Below are 14,705 nucleotides of genomic sequence, written 5' to 3'. Positions count from 1 at the left end.
TTTTGCCCGTTGGATAGACTCCGCCCAGCATTTCCACCTGTTTCAAAGGCTAGCTATGTCTCTCAACGTCGTGATCCTGGCTGCGGGCAAAGGCACCCGCATGCGTTCCTCCCTGCCCAAGGTGCTGCACCCCGTTGCCAGCAAGCCCATGGTCTCCCATGTGATCGAGACCGCCCGCCAGATCGGTGCCGAACAGCTGCACCTGGTCTATGGCCACGGCGCCGAACTGCTGAAGGAGCGGATCCAGGCATCCGACCTGAACTGGGTGCTGCAGGCCCAGCAACTGGGGACCGGCCATGCCGTCGCCCAGGCCGTTCCGTTCTGGCATGACGAAGACGACGTGCTGGTGCTCTACGGCGATACCCCGCTGATCCAGCCCGAGACCCTGCAACGCTTGCTGGCCGCCAAGACCGACGATGGCATGGCGCTGCTGACCGTGGTACTGGAGAACCCGACCGGCTATGGCCGCATCGTGCGGGAACATGGTCAGGTGGTCGGCATTGTCGAGCAGAAGGATGCCAACGCCGAGCAACTTGCCATCCGCGAAGTGAACACCGGCGTGCTGGTGGCCAACGGCGGCCAGTTGCGCAGCTGGCTCTCCCGCCTGGACAACAAGAATGCCCAGGGCGAGTTCTATCTGACCGACGTCATCGCCATGGCCCATGGGGATGGCTGTGCCATCGCCGCCGTCCACCCTGACAGCGCCATGGAAGTGGAAGGGGCCAACAATCGGGTGCAGCTGGCTGCGCTTGAGCGCAGCTACCAGCAGATGCAGGCCGAGAAGCTGATGATCGCCGGCGCCACCCTGATCGACCCGGCCCGCTTCGATCTGCGCGGCACCCTGGAAATCGGGGAGGAGGTGGTGATCGACGTCAACGTCATCATCGAAGGCAAGGTGGTGCTGGGTAATCACGTGCGCATCGGTGCCGGCAGCGTATTGAAGGATTGCGTCATCGGCGACCACACCGAGGTGAAACCCTACTCCGTCATCGAAGGTGCGCAAATTGCTGACCAGTGCTCGGTCGGGCCCTTTACCCGCCTGCGCCCGGGTGCCGTGCTGGAGCAGGATGCCCATGTCGGCAACTTCGTCGAGATGAAGAAGGCTCGGCTGGGTGTGGGCTCCAAGTGCGGTCATCTGACCTATCTGGGTGATGCGGAGATCGGAGCCGGTGTGAATATCGGTGCCGGCACCATCACCTGCAATTACGATGGGGTGAACAAGTTCCAGACCATCATCGAGGACGACGTTTTCGTCGGCTCCGATACCCAGCTGGTGGCGCCGGTGCGGATCGGCAAGGGGGCGACCCTGGGGGCGGGTTCCACCATCACCAAGGATGTGGCGGAAAACGAGCTGGTGATCACCCGGGTGCCCCAGCGCCACATTCCGAACTGGCCCCGTCCGGTCAAGAAGAAGTGATGCCCGATCAATGAAATGCAAACCGGCGCCCGAGGGCGCCGGTTTTTTTGCTTATGGCTGATGGCTGGTGTTACTGGTCGATGGCTGGGGGGCCGCCCATGCGGTGGCGGAGGGACTGCTCTCCATCACCTGATACCAGTCGAGCTTGCGAGTCAGCCCCATGACAAGCGCCAGGGTGGCGAACAGCAGCAGGGCGCCGAGCAACAGGGCTGTCTCCTCGGCCTGCAGCAGCCCGAACAGAATGGCGTAGACCAGCCCCAGCAGGGCGGCGAATCCCATGCCCTGTTTCGGGCCGCCCAGCACATGGCTCAGGTAAAAGCCGTTGAGGGCCACACTGGCTAGGGCGGCAATGAGATAGGCCCAGGCAAAGCCGAGATGCTCAGTCAGCGCCAGCAGCACCAGATAGAAGATGGCCAGCCCCATGCCCACCAGCGCGTACTGGATGGGGTGTACCCGCAGCCCCTTGAGCAGCTCGAACATGAAGAAGCTGATGAAGGTGAGGCCGATGAACAGCAGGGCATATTTGGCGGCCCGCTCGTTCAGCTGATAGTGATCCACCGGTTGCACCAGGCTGACGCTGAATGACGACAGTTTGGTGCCCGCTCCCTTCATCATGCGGTTGAAGCGGCTCTCCATGTCGGTGGCGAACCAGCTGGTCTGCCAGCTTGCCTCGAACCCTTGATCCGCAAGGGTGCGTTCACCGGGCAGAAAGTCGCCGAGAAAATTGGGATGGGGCCAGTTGCCGCTCAGGTGAAACCGGCTGTCCTGTCCGAGCGGCACCACTTCCAGCGCGTTCATGCCCTGCAGATCCAGCTCGATGTGAAAGCGGCCATCTTCGTCTGGCAAGGCGTCGAGCGGGGCATGGATCCCCACTCGCCCGTCCCCCAGCTGGGCGCCAGGGGCAAACGGGATGCGTTGCTCCCCCCATTGCAGTTCGGGTACGCGGCTGATACCCCGGGCATCGGAGAGGATCAGGCTGAGATAGGGTTTGCCCGGCACCAGGGCGGGATCCGCCGGGTCGAAGCTCAGGTTCGGGTTGCCGGCCACCAGTCCCTTGTCAGCCAGGCTGGTGGGCATCAGGCCGGAGAGGGAGAGGCGACTGTGATAAATCTGGGCCTGATAGATGCCGAGCTTGCGCGGGGTCACCTCCATGCTGGCCCGCACGTCCAGCCTCTTGGGCAGCAGGTAGCGATAGACCTGCTCCTTGCGCTCGAAATGTTTGCCATCCTGCTCGACGGTGACGGCCCGGGTATAGGGCTGCACCAGTACGGGCCCCATCAGGCGCTGGGGCCCGCTGTGGCTGGCCATGATGCTGTGAATGGCCTGACTGCGATAGGCCTGGCGCTCCCGATTCAGCTCCATGATGGCGTGAACCGGGATCATCATCAGCAGGCAGAGCAACAGCAGCAGGGCGATCTTGTGGGTGAAAATCTGTTTGACCATGACACGTCTCCTTGTTGTTGAACGGGAGTGTGCCGGGGTCGCGTGAAGGGAGGATGGGGCAGTGTGAAGTGGTGGTGAAGGGGGATAAAAAAACCGGCGCCAGGCGCCGGTGTTGCTGGCATCAGAGTGTCTTCAACCGGGCCGGCAGGGAGGCGAACACCTCCTCCCTGGCCCTGAGGGAAGCGAACTGCTTGCCCGGCTTCTGGATAACGGTGTGGACGAAGATGAGCGTCTTGTCCTGTTTGCTGGCCCAGCCGACGAACCAGCCGATCTGCTGCTCCCTGTCCAGGCTGCCATCCAGCAGCTTGGGGTAGCCCATGCCGGTCTTGCCGTGGATCTGCCAACCGTCGATGTCGGGCTGACGCATCAGGTTGGCGGTATGACGCAGGGTCTGGGCGGAGACCGGCAGCTTGCCGCTCACCATCTTGCCAAGGAAGCGGGCTTGCTCCTGGGGGCTGATGGCGAGGCTGGTGCTGAGCCAGGCCTGGGTCAGACCGTCGTGCTTGCCCGGGTTGCCTTCGAGATCCCGGTTGCCGTAGTCGAAGCTGTCCACGTAGTGCTGGAAGCGAGCTTCTCCCAGCCACTCGGTGAGGCGCTGCGAGTACCAGATGACCGAGAATTGCATCCAGCTGCTCGGGGTGGTGGTCTGTTTCCACTCCGGCAGGAAATCAGGATCACCGGCCTTGAACGGCAGGGCCGGCAGTTGTTCATCCACCAGGAAGCCGCTGTCATAGCCCATCAGTGCCAGCGGGATCTTGAAGGTGGAGGCCGGGGTCAACTGGGCGGCACAGTCCCCCTGGGTGCTGACGGGTTTGCCGGTTCCATCGGCAAACAGCATGCAGCCAGAAGCGGCGCTGGCAGGCAGTGCACAGAAGAGGCCGGCGGCAAGCAGACCGGACAACAGCATACGGGGCATATCTATCTCCTTGATTAATACGAATGCGCATCGACGGGGAAGGTCGTCATCGAGGAGGTGCAGCTTAGCCCGGCTCTGTGTGCTTGGTGTGAAGTGTCCTCAGTTGCCGGGCAGCCAGAGTGTGGCCAGCACCCCCCCGTCCGGCTGATTGGCAAGGGCAAGATGGCCGCCGTGCTGGCGTGCCACCTCCATGGCAAAACTGAGCCCGAGGCCGCTGCTCTTGCCCTTGTCTGGCCTTGGCAGGGAGTAGAAACGCTCGAAAATCCTGGGCAGCGCAAAGTCGGGAATGCCTGGCCCCTGATCCCGCACCCGGAAGCAATAACCCCCCTCCTCCATGGCGCCGCTCAGCACCAGGGTACTGCCGGCGGGGGCGAAATCGAGGGCGTTGTCCAGCAGGTTGCCAAGGGCCTGCTCCACCAGCAGGGGATCCCACTTCTGCTTCTGACCTTCCCCCAGCTCGGCGTGCAGGGCGATCTGGCGGCGCTGGGCCTGGATCTGGCGGGCATCGAGCACCCGTCTGCCCAGCCGGGCCGGCTCAACGGATTGTCTGTCCAGCCCCTGCCCTGATTCGAGGCGGGCGAGTTGCAGCATGCGTTCGATCAGCTGCTGCATGCGGGCCGTCTCCAGATTGATGTTGCCGATGAAGCGCTTTGCGATGTCCGGCGGCGGCGCCTCGGCCAGGATCTCCCCCGCCCCGCGAATGGCCGCCAGCGGGCTTTTGAGCTCGTGGGTCAGGCTGTGGACATAGGCCTCGATATAGGCCTTGCCGTCCAGTTGGCGGCGCATGGTCTCCAGGGAGTGGCCTAGCCTGTCCAGTTCGGGGCTGTAGAGGCGCGGCAGGCTGGCGGGCTGACCCTGGCTGATTGCATCCGCATAGTGCACCAGCTTGCCGATGGCGCGGTTGAGCCACCACACCAGCAAGGCGCCGATGAGCAGCGAGATGAACAGCAGCAGGGCCGCCCCTTTCAGCAACTGGTGTTCGCTGCGCTCTATCATGGGCTGCAGGGTGCTGTTGGGCTTGGCGACGGTGAGGGAGCCGATGATCTCGACCCCTTCCCGCAGCGGAGCTGCCACATACATGGTCGAGCTGGCAGCATCGTCGGGATCGGTGCGGGTGCTGCGGGCGCCATATTCGCCACGCAGGGTCAGGTAGACGTCGTTCCAGCGCGAGTAGTCCTTGCCCAGATCCACCCCGTCCGAGTCGTAGACCACCCTGCCTTTTGCGTCGGTCACATAGATGCGGTACTCCGCCTGCTGCTTGAGGTGGCCATCGATGAGGGCATTGATGGGACTCTGGTTGAGGCGGGCGAAGGCGCTGGCCAGCCGGCCATTCGCCATCTTTCCTTCCTGCATGTCGTCCAGGGCCAGGGGGGCCAGCATCTGCGCCATGTCCACCAGGGTATCTTCGGTGGCGCTGCGTACCCCGGGCTTGATCTCCTCGACGAAGATCTCCAGCACGAACCAGGCGGCCAGGGCGAAGATCAGCACCAGGCCGCACAGCAGTTGCAATCCGATTCTCATCTCATCCCCCTGCCGATGCCCGGCCACCCTGAGTTCATGCCAGCTCCAGACTGTAGCCCAGCCCGCGGTGGGTCAGGATCAGGTTGGCGTCAGGATCCCGCTCCCGCAGCTTGGCCCGCAGGGTCTTGATATGGGTGTCGACGGTGCGATCCAGACTCTCTTCCGCATCCTGCCACACCAGGTCCATCAGCTGCTGGCGGGAGTAGACCCGACCCGGCGCCTGCATCAGGGTCTTGAGCAGCAGGTACTCATAGCGGGTGAGCGACAGGGGCTGGCCCAGGAAGCAGATTCGTGCCCGCTCCTCGTCCAGGGCGAGTGGCTGTATCGGCTGGGAGGGGGCGGGCTGACTGCGGCGCAGGATGACCCGCACCCGGGCGCACACCTCACGGGGCGAGAAAGGTTTGGCCACATAGTCGTCTGCCCCTATCTCCAGCCCGATCAGCCTGTCTATCTCCTCGCTGCGGGCGGTGAGAAACATCAGGGGAATATCGGTCAGTGCCCGCACCCGCTTGCACAGTTCGAAGCCGCTGATGTCCGGCAGCCCCACATCCAGGATCAAAAAATCCGGTCGCGTCTGTTCCAGTCGCGCCAGCAACGGCTGACCGAGGGGGAACCACTCCACCTCGAAACCATCGGTCTGCAGGGCATAGATCAGGGTATCGGCAATGCTGGCTTCATCTTCCACCAGCCAGATGAGTCGTTTTTGCATGGCGTCCTCGTCGCAAATCGGTTCCTCATTCTGGCATCGAACCAAATCGGATCCTATTTGCCGATTGATTTTTCCCGAAAAGGCATTAATATTTCGCCATTCTTTCGAATCGAAACTTATAAATGACCAAACGCAACACACAGCAGCGCCGTCACACCATAGTGAGTCTGGTGCAGGAGCAGGGGGAAGTCAGCGTCGATGCCCTGGCCAAACACTTCGCCACTTCCGAGGTGACCATCCGCAAAGATCTGGCGGTGCTGGAGACCGGTGGCCTGTTGCTGCGTCGCTACGGTGGTGCCGTTCCCCTCCCCAGCGAGATGGTGGTGGACAGCAACCCGGAACAAGTTTCGAATCGAAAGCTGGCCATTGCCCGCGCCGCCGCCGAGCGGATCCGCGATCACAACCGCGTCATCATCGACAGCGGCAGCACCACCAGCGCCATGATCCCCATGCTGGGCAACAAGCGCGGCCTCATCGTCATGACCAACTCCCTCAATGTGGCCGGTGCCCTGCGCGAGCTGGAAAACGAGCCCACCCTGCTGATGACTGGTGGGACCTGGGATCCCCATTCCGAATCCTTCCAGGGGCAGGTGGCGGAGCAGGTGCTGCGCTCCTATGACTTCGACCAGCTCTTCATCGGTGCCGATGGCATCGACCCGGAGCGGGGCACCACCACCTTCAACGAGCTGGTGGGCCTCTCCCGGGTCATGGCCGAGGTGTCGCGGGAAGTCATCGTCATGGTGGAGTCGGAGAAGATCGGCCGAAAAATCCCCAATCTCGAGCTGCCCTGGTCCGGCATCCATACCCTGGTGACCGACGAGGGGCTGAGCAATGCGGCCAGAGAACAGATTCAGGCCAGGGGGATCACGCTGATTTGCGCCCCCGTGGCCGTGTGACCTGAACAAACCATTATCCAACCGAATTAACGTCTTACGTTTCAAGGAGAAGTCTATGTGTGGCATCGTCGGGGCCGTCGCCCAACGTGATGTGGCTGAAATCCTGGTAGAGGGCCTGCGCCGTCTGGAATACCGTGGCTACGATTCGGCCGGTGTCGCCGTGTTCAGCGCCAACCAGCCGTTGCAGCGGGTGCGTCGCCTCGGCAAGGTGGCCGAGCTGGCCAAGGCACTGGAGGAGCAGTCCGTCCACGGTGGTACCGGCATTGCCCACACCCGCTGGGCTACCCATGGCGAGCCGTCCGAGCGCAATGCTCACCCCCACGTCTCCGAGCATATCGTGGTGGTGCACAACGGCATCATCGAGAACCACGAAGAGCTGCGGGAAGAGTTGAAGGCGCTGGGCTATGTCTTCAGCTCCGACACTGACACCGAAGTGATCGCCCACCTGGTGCACCACGAGCTGAAATCCGCCCCCAGCCTGCTGGCGGCCATGCAGGTAGCGGTGAAGCAACTGCGCGGCGCCTACGGCACCGTGGTCATGGACAGCCGTGACGACAGCCGTGTGGTGGTGGCCCGCTCCGGCTCCCCCCTGGTGATCGGCCGCGGCATCGGCGAGAACTTCATCGCTTCCGACCAGATGGCCCTGCTGCCGGTGACCCGCCGCTTCATCTTCCTGGAAGAGGGTGACGTAGCCGAAGTGACCCGCCGCGACGTGCACATCTTCGATACCCACGGCGAGGCCGTGATGCGCGAGGAGCTGGAGTCCGAGCTCTCCCACGATGCCGGTGACAAGGGCGAATACCGACACTACATGCTCAAGGAGATCTACGAGCAGCCCAAGGCCATCACCAACACCCTGGAAGGCCGCCTGGGCAGTGATCACGTGGTGGTCGAGTCCTTCGGCAACGGCGCCCGCGCCATTTTCGACAAGGTTGAGCACGTCCAGATCGTCGCCTGCGGCACCTCCTACAACTCCGGCATGGTGGCCCGCTACTGGTTTGAAGAGATCGCCGGCGTCTCCTGCGACGTGGAGATCGCCTCCGAGTTCCGCTACCGCAAGTCGGTGGTGCGCCCCAACAGCCTGCTGGTGACTCTTTCCCAGAGCGGAGAAACCGCCGATACCCTGGCCGCCCTGCGGTTGGCCAAGGAGTCCGGTTACATGAGCTCCCTGGCCATCTGCAACGTACCGGGCTCCTCCCTGGTGCGCGAATCCGACCTGGCCTTCATGACCCGTGCTGGTGCCGAGATCGGGGTGGCGTCCACCAAGGCGTTCACCACCCAGCTGGCTGGCCTGCTGATGCTGGTGGCCTCCGTCGGTCACTGCCGTGGCAACCTGAGCGCCGCCGCCGAGGCCGAACTGGTCAAGGCGCTGCAAGCCCTGCCTGTGCGTATCAAGGAGAGCCTGGCCCTGGCCAAGCAGATCGAGACTCTGGCCGAAGAGTTTGCCGACAAGCACCACAGCCTGTTCCTCGGTCGTGGCAGCCAGTACCCCATCGCCATGGAAGGGGCGCTCAAACTCAAGGAGATCTCCTACATCCACGCCGAGGCCTATGCCGCCGGTGAGTTGAAACATGGCCCGCTGGCGCTGATCGATGCCGAGATGCCCATCATCGTCGTGGCGCCGAACAACGATCTGCTGGAGAAGCTCAAGTCCAACGTGGAAGAGGTGCGCGCCCGTGGCGGTATCCTCTATGTGTTCGCCGATGCGGACGCCGGCTTCAAGAGCGACGAGACCATGCGGGTGATGAGCCTGAACCACGTGGAAGAGATGATTGCGCCGATCGTCTATACCGTGCCGTTGCAGCTGCTCTCCTACCATGTCGCCCTCATCAAGGGCACCGACGTGGATCAACCGCGCAACCTGGCCAAATCCGTGACTGTGGAATAAGCCGTCGCCGGAAATGAAAAAAGAGCCGCATTGCGGCTCTTTTTGTTTTGGCAAAACAGGCTACGACAGCCGCAGGTTGGTGATGGTGACGTCGTCCAGGGAAGGCACAATGATGCCGCTGGAGATGCTCTTGGCGATCGCCTGGTTGCGGTTGCGCGAGTCCGTCTTGTTGGTGACCTGATTGAGGTGGAAGTTCACGGTTCGCTCGCTGATGCCGAGGATGGTGGCGATCTCCCAGGAGGTTTTGCCCTCGCTGGCCCAGAAAAGGCACTCCTTCTCCCGATCCGACAGCTCGGCCAGGTATTTCATCAGGTCTGGTCTGGCCTTGATGAGGGTCAGGGCCGAGTTGAAGATGTAGCTGGCACAGAATGACAGCAGGGGAACGTTTTCAAACATCAGATCGGAATTGGACTTCTCCTTGCTGATGAAAGAGAGGATGCCGTGTTCCCCCTGAGGTGTGTGCAGCGGGAAGGAGACGCCGTTCCTCACCCCGAAGTCGGCGGCGAGGTTCATCACCTCCCTGCTGGCGCTGGGCAACCAGGGGGCATCGCAATCGAGCTTGTTCCAGAAGATGGGCTGGGTCTGCTTCAGTCCCAGGAAGACGACCGGATCCTGGGTCAGGTAGTGCCGTTCCGAATAGGCATCAAACCAGCTGGTGGGGCAGTTGTTGAACAAGGCCACATGGGATTTCTGCATGCTGATGGGGAAAATAATCAGCAAACGGAAGTAATCAAACCCCATCTGATGACTGAAGCGCTCCAGTTGTTGCTGGATCTCGCTGGTCTTCTTCGCCTTGGTGAACCGATCTATGTGTTCCCAGATCGCATCGTTAAACATGTAAGTCTCCTTTTTCGATCACTTATCTTGCTGATCGAAAAGACATTTTTTAGTTATTTAAAATGGTGTTGCGACTACCAACGCCAGTTATTCCCGTACTTGTCTAAAAAGTATCCTGTTTTTTCGGCCAGAGGCCAAGAAAATCATCTGATTGCCAGTGACCCTACTCTTTGAGACAATGAGAATAGTTATCATTGTTAAGATTTATATCATGAACAAGTTTTGGGGTCTGGCCTTGTTACCCATGGCCGTTCATTGCGTCGTGTCCGCCGACGAGGTGGTTGCGCCAGCATTGAAGAACAGTATCGCCGACGGGAAAGCCTCCCAGCTGCGTGTGGAGAAAGCCGCCGATGGCGCCGTCGCCGCCAGGATTGAGCTGCAAAATGCCCAACTGCAACTGCGGGATCTGGAAGCCTACAACCGCTATATGCAGTCTCTGGTGGCCGATCAGCAAAACGAGCTGGGCAAGCTGAACCAGCAGTTGGAGGCGGTACAGGAGACCAGACAGGGGCTTGTCCCCCTGATGCTGCAGATGCAAACCGATCTGGAACAGCTGGTACAGGATGACATCCCGCTGCGCAGGGAGGATCGTCTGGCGCGGGTTGCTGCCTTGAAAGCGACGCTGGCAAGAGCCGATGTGAGCGAGGCGGAGAAGTTCCGCCAGCTATTGCAGGCCTATCAGATTGAAGCCGAATACGGCAGCAGGCTGGACCATTATTCCGCCGAGCTGGTGCTGGATGGCGCACCGCGCCGGGTCGACGTGTTGGCACTGGGCCGGGTCTCCCTGCTGGCGATGACCGCCGATCGCTCCCAGGCGTGGCGCTGGTCTGCCGAGCACAAGCAGTGGCAAGCCCTCGACGGCCAGTGGCTCTCCCCCATCGCCGAGGCGTTGGAAATGGCTGCCGACAAGAAAGTTCCCCAGTTGTTAAATGTCCCCCTTTCCGTCAGCCGTGGTCAGGAGGCCCAGTCATGAGCGTCACCATGAAGTGGTTACCCCTTGCCCTCGCCCTCTCTCTGGGCACCACAGCCGCCGTGGCCGAGGAAGCCTGGCAGCAGCAGGAACAGGCCCGTGAGCAGAAGGCTCAGCAGGATCTGGCGTCTGTCTCCAGGGAGCTGAGCAGTGCCCGTGCCAAGCTGGCCGAGGCCCAGCGCCTGAGCAAGGAGCTGGCCAGCCAGTTCGCGGCCAATGAAAAGCAGCTGGTGGAGCTCAATACCCAGTGGGAGCAAGCCTCCGGCGACATGAACGACATCTTTGCGGTCACCCGTCAGGGGGCAAGCGATGCGGTCAAGCTGCTGAGCGAATCCGCCGTCGAGGGCCAGTATCCTGATCGCCTCGCCCCGCTGAAAACCATGGCACAGGATAAACAGGTGCCTGATCGCGCCGCCCTTGCCCTGCTGCCAGCCACCTTGCTACAGGAGATCCGCGAATCGGGCCGGGTTGCCCAGTTCAACGGCAAGGTGCTTGATGCCCAGGGCGTTGCCAGCGAGCAGACGTTGACCCGGATCGGCAGCTTCGCCCTGCTGGGCGATGCTGGTTTCTTGCAACCGGAGGCCGAAGGCCTGAGTCCGGTGCTGGGCCTGCCAGGCAGCGTGCTTTCCGCTGTGGCCGCTTATCAGGGTCAGGAGGGAGAAGCGTTGCCGCTGGATCCCTCCCACGGTGTTCTGCTCGATATGCTGGCCCAGGCGCCCACCTTCTGGCAGCAAGTCCAGCAGGGCGGCCAGGTCGGCGCCATCATCGTGCTGCTGGCCGCTATCGGCCTGGGGATCGCTGGAGTACGGCTGTGGAGCCTCTCTCGCGAACTGGGTCGGGTTCGTCGCCAGCTCAAGAGCGGTGAATATCATGCCGACAACGCCCTCGGCCGGGTGCTGACGGTGGCTGACAAGCATCCAGAACTGAGCATGGAGACCCTCGAACTGCGTCTGGATGAGGCGATCCTGCAGGAGACCCCTCGCCTGGAGCGCGGCATCGGCATGGTCAAGGTGATCGCGGCCATCGCCCCCATGCTGGGTCTGCTCGGGACAGTGACCGGTATGATCGGCACCTTCCAGGCCATCACCCAGTTCGGTACCGGCGATCCCAAGATCATGGCGGGCGGCATCTCCATGGCCTTGGTCACCACGGTGCAGGGTCTGGTAGCGGCCATTCCGCTGATCCTGGCCCACAGCCTGCTGCAGTCCCGTTTCACCGAGCTCTCCAACGTGCTGGAACAGCAGGTGGCCGGGATCCTGGCCGAGCGGGCCGAAAGCAATGGTGACAGGGTGGAGCGGGTAGCATGATGCTCGACATCTGGCAGCAGTTGCAGAGCTTCATGGGCCGTGGCGGCCCGGTGCTCTGGGTCATTCTGGCCTTGCTGGTGCTGATGTGGATTCTGATGATCGAGCGGCTGCTCTACCTCAACCTGGGGTTTGCACCGTTGCAGCGTGAGCTGCTGGGCCGCTGGCAGGCGCGTCGCGAGCGTCACAGCTGGCACGCTCGCGCGATTCGCGGGCGCTGGCTGGCAGAAGTGGAGCTGGCGCTCAACCGTCATCTGATCTTCATCCGCACCCTGGTGGTGCTCTGCCCCATGCTGGGGTTGCTGGGTACAGTGACCGGCATGATAGGCGTATTCGATGCGCTGGCTGCGGCCAACCGCTTTAACCCGGAGAGCATGGCGGGCGGGATCTCACGCGCCACCATCCCCACCATGGCAGGCATGGTGGTGGCCCTCTCCGGCGTGTTGTTACTTAGCCGGCTCGAGAGTCAGGCCAAGCGTGCGCTGGCCAAGACCCGGGACGGCCTGCGAGAAGAGAAGGTAATGCAATGAGACGGCAATCCAAACGCCAGCGCGATGAAGTGCAGATCGACATGACCCCCATGCTGGATATCGTCTTCATCATGCTGATCTTCTTCATCGTGACCACCTCCTTCGTGCGCGAAGCCGGGCTTGAGGTACACAGACCCCAGGCCAGCCAGGCCAAGGCGCAGAAATCGTCCAGCATCATGCTGGCGATCGGCGCTCAGGGGCAGATCTTCCTCGACCGCAAACAGGTGGATGTGGAGCGGGTGCAGGCCACCCTCGCCCGACTGTTGGCGGAGCAGCCCGAGGCAAGCCTGGTTATCCAGGCCGACGAGCGGGTACCCCACGGCAAGGTGGTGCGGGTGATGGATGAAGCCAAGGCGGCAGGCATCGCCAACATCGCCGTGGCGGTGGCACCGAAATGAAACACAAGTTGATGAGCCTGGGACTGGGGATCGCCCTCAGTCTGGGCATCCTGTTGTTCATGGCCACCCTGGTGGAGCCGCCCGGAGGGGAGAAGGCGATCACAGAGCAGAAATCCATCGTCATCAACATGCAGAACGAGGTGACCGAGGTACAGGTGCGTGAACGGCCGGTACCCCAGGAGCCGGAACCCTTGCCGGAGCCGCCTGCCGCGCTGGCTTCGACACCGCTGCCCATGCCGGCGGCGGCCCCGTTGCCTTCGGTACAGCCGAGCCTGGATCTGGTCTCGACCCTGAGCGCGGTACAGGTCTCTGCCCCTGGCGTGGCGACCAGTCCCACTCCGGTCGCGAGCGGCAATTTCCATGGTCAGCAGCAGGGTACCGGGATCGGTGCCGGCGACATGCTGATGCCGCTGCAACGGGTTGAGCCTGTTTATCCCTACCGGGCCCAGCAGGCCGGCATCGAGGGGTCCGTGACCTTGCGTTTCAGCGTCGATGCAGACGGCCGGGTACAGGATGTGGAGGTGGTCGAGGCGAAGCCGAAGCGTCAGTTCGAGCGAGCGGCCATTCAGGCGATCAACAAGTGGCGCTATCAGCCGAGGCCGGGCGCCACCGACAAACTGGTGCAAGTCATCACGCTCAAATTCAAATTGGAGTCATAACCATGTTGCGGATCTGGATCTGTCTGCTGGCCCTGGTCAGCCAAGCCTGTCTGGCGATGGAGGTGAGCCCTCATTTCTCCCGCCAGCTGGAGCCCGTGATGAAGCTCTATCAATCCGGCAAGTGGCAACAGGCCCAGAACAAGGCGGCTGTGCTCAAACCCGGTTCCGAGGCTGAGCACGCCTGGCTGGCGCAGTTACAAGCCTCTCTGGCCGCCAACCTGCAGCAGACCGCACAGGCGAGTCGCTACGTGGAGCAGGCTCTTGCCTATAAAGAGTGGCCAGAGCAGCAACGACTTCAGTTGTTGCGTCTGCGAGGGGATATCCAGGCCCAGCAATCCAACTGGTCCGGCGCCATCGCCAGCTACAAGGCCGCATTGGCCATCAAGGCTGACGATGCCTTGCGTCTGCGCTTGGCTGGCCTCTATTACCACAACAAGCAGTACGGCGAGGCAGCCAGCCAGAGTGAACAACTGTTGAAGAAAAGCTGGCAGAAGCAGGCAGCCATCATCCGCCTCTCCGCCCTCACTGCCTTGCAGCGTTACGGCGTGGCTGCGGATCAGGCCGAAGAGTTGATCCGCCGCGAGCCGAAAGAGAGCAAGTGGTGGCAGCAGGCGGTGTCGCTCAATCTCTCCGACAAGCGTGGTGATCGAGCGCTTGCACTGCTGCAAACCGCCATCGACCGTCAACTGATGGATGATGCCGCCGCCCGCAACCAGCTGATCCGCCTGTATGCCTGGCAGGGGCTGCCCTATCGCGGTGCGCGTCTGCTGGAGTCTGCCATGGCCAAGGGACAGATGAAGCAGAGCGCCGAGAATCGCCAATTGCTGGCCCAGTTGTGGGAAGGGGCACGTGAGTGGCCGAAGGCTGTGGACAGCTGGCAGCTGCTTGCCCGGGAACATGCTCACCCCAAGGCCGCCATGCGTGCCGCCGAACTGCTGCTGCAACAGGGCAAGACGGATGCCGCCATGACCCAGCTCGCGGCCATCAAGTCAGTGAAGGGAGAGCAGGGCAACAGAGCCAAGGCCCTGCTGGTGCAGGCACACCTCAATAAAGAACAATATGCTCAGGCGCTGGTGTTGGCTCGCGAGCTGCAACAGCAGAACAACTGGCAAGACAGGGCGACCAGCTGGGTCAACTACATTCAGGCCCAGACTGACGGTATGAACAAAAAAGCGGCATGAAACTGGGGTAAACTCTCATTTCATGGGGTTTAGCCT

The 14,705-nt window shown here is 62.2% G+C and carries 14 protein-coding genes; 9 read left to right on the top strand and 5 right to left on the bottom strand.

What is annotated here, in order from left to right; translation table 11 throughout:
• Positions 1-55: 55 nt before the first annotated feature.
• On the top strand, positions 56-1,417 hold the full coding sequence (gene glmU / locus ACPW74_RS19865; protein ID WP_279982228.1) for a bifunctional UDP-N-acetylglucosamine diphosphorylase/glucosamine-1-phosphate N-acetyltransferase GlmU: 1,362 nt from the start codon (positions 56-58) through the stop codon (positions 1,415-1,417).
• A 51-nt stretch (positions 1,418-1,468) separates the two neighbouring features.
• Here glmU and creD read toward each other — a convergent pair whose 3' ends face one another.
• The 4 genes from creD to blrA form a co-directional block, all read right to left on the bottom strand.
• Positions 1,469-2,860, bottom strand: coding sequence for a cell envelope integrity protein CreD (gene creD / locus ACPW74_RS19860; RefSeq protein WP_279982225.1), 1,392 nt, complete (start codon positions 2,858-2,860; stop codon positions 1,469-1,471).
• Positions 2,861-2,981: 121 nt separating this feature from the next.
• Positions 2,982-3,776 (bottom strand): class D beta-lactamase, encoded by a 795-nt coding sequence (gene blaOXA, locus ACPW74_RS19855; RefSeq protein ID WP_103858081.1) that lies wholly within the window; start codon positions 3,774-3,776, stop codon positions 2,982-2,984.
• Positions 3,777-3,875: 99 nt separating this feature from the next.
• Positions 3,876-5,297 carry a beta-lactam sensor histidine kinase BlrB gene (blrB, locus tag ACPW74_RS19850; RefSeq protein ID WP_103858086.1) on the bottom strand — a complete coding sequence of 474 codons (1,422 nt, stop codon included), beginning with the start codon at positions 5,295-5,297 and terminating at the stop codon, positions 3,876-3,878.
• Positions 5,298-5,331: 34 nt separating this feature from the next.
• On the bottom strand, positions 5,332-6,006 hold the full coding sequence (gene blrA / locus ACPW74_RS19845; RefSeq protein WP_279982223.1) for a beta-lactam response regulator transcription factor BlrA: 675 nt from the start codon (positions 6,004-6,006) through the stop codon (positions 5,332-5,334).
• 122 nt (positions 6,007-6,128) lie between these two features.
• Here blrA and ACPW74_RS19840 point away from each other — a divergent pair, with 122 nt between their 5' ends.
• Both ACPW74_RS19840 and glmS read left to right on the top strand, forming a co-directional pair.
• Positions 6,129-6,902, top strand: coding sequence for a DeoR/GlpR family DNA-binding transcription regulator (locus tag ACPW74_RS19840; RefSeq protein WP_010672253.1), 774 nt, complete (start codon positions 6,129-6,131; stop codon positions 6,900-6,902).
• A gap of 55 nt (positions 6,903-6,957) precedes the next feature.
• Positions 6,958-8,790: a glutamine--fructose-6-phosphate transaminase (isomerizing) gene (gene glmS / locus ACPW74_RS19835; protein WP_124244473.1), complete on the top strand. Its 1,833-nt coding sequence runs from the start codon at positions 6,958-6,960 to the stop codon at positions 8,788-8,790.
• A 60-nt stretch (positions 8,791-8,850) separates the two neighbouring features.
• Here the strand turns inward: glmS and ACPW74_RS19830 are convergent, their stop codons facing one another.
• Positions 8,851-9,627 (bottom strand): LuxR family transcriptional regulator, encoded by a 777-nt coding sequence (locus ACPW74_RS19830; protein WP_010672236.1) that lies wholly within the window; start codon positions 9,625-9,627, stop codon positions 8,851-8,853.
• A 211-nt stretch (positions 9,628-9,838) separates the two neighbouring features.
• On the opposite strand from ACPW74_RS19830, the gene ACPW74_RS19825 reads away from it, so the two are divergent.
• From ACPW74_RS19825 to ACPW74_RS19800, 6 genes are read left to right on the top strand one after another with little or no spacing between them, the layout of a single operon-like run.
• Complete coding sequence (locus ACPW74_RS19825; protein ID WP_279982221.1) at positions 9,839-10,600, top strand: DUF3450 domain-containing protein; 762 nt, start codon at positions 9,839-9,841, stop codon at positions 10,598-10,600.
• Positions 10,597-11,904, top strand: coding sequence for a MotA/TolQ/ExbB proton channel family protein (locus tag ACPW74_RS19820; RefSeq protein ID WP_275873062.1), 1,308 nt, complete (start codon positions 10,597-10,599; stop codon positions 11,902-11,904). Before ACPW74_RS19825 ends, ACPW74_RS19820 begins: the two co-directional genes overlap by 4 nt.
• On the top strand, positions 11,901-12,431 hold the full coding sequence (locus tag ACPW74_RS19815; protein WP_010672233.1) for a MotA/TolQ/ExbB proton channel family protein: 531 nt from the start codon (positions 11,901-11,903) through the stop codon (positions 12,429-12,431). The genes ACPW74_RS19820 and ACPW74_RS19815 overlap by 4 nt, the downstream gene beginning before the upstream one ends.
• On the top strand, positions 12,428-12,829 hold the full coding sequence (locus ACPW74_RS19810) for an ExbD/TolR family protein (protein WP_010672232.1): 402 nt from the start codon (positions 12,428-12,430) through the stop codon (positions 12,827-12,829). Before ACPW74_RS19815 ends, ACPW74_RS19810 begins: the two co-directional genes overlap by 4 nt.
• On the top strand, positions 12,826-13,488 hold the full coding sequence (locus ACPW74_RS19805; RefSeq protein ID WP_103858085.1) for an energy transducer TonB: 663 nt from the start codon (positions 12,826-12,828) through the stop codon (positions 13,486-13,488). The genes ACPW74_RS19810 and ACPW74_RS19805 overlap by 4 nt, the downstream gene beginning before the upstream one ends.
• A gap of 2 nt (positions 13,489-13,490) precedes the next feature.
• Positions 13,491-14,669, top strand: a complete 1,179-nt coding sequence (locus tag ACPW74_RS19800; protein WP_279982217.1) for a hypothetical protein — start codon at positions 13,491-13,493, stop codon at positions 14,667-14,669.
• The last annotated feature ends 36 nt before the right edge of the window (positions 14,670-14,705 follow it).

The organism is Aeromonas sp. INTO2 (assembly GCF_049860605.1).
In the GTDB taxonomy this organism is placed as follows: domain Bacteria; phylum Pseudomonadota; class Gammaproteobacteria; order Enterobacterales; family Aeromonadaceae; genus Aeromonas; species Aeromonas caviae.
This window is presented reverse-complemented; position numbering and strand designations above follow the sequence as displayed.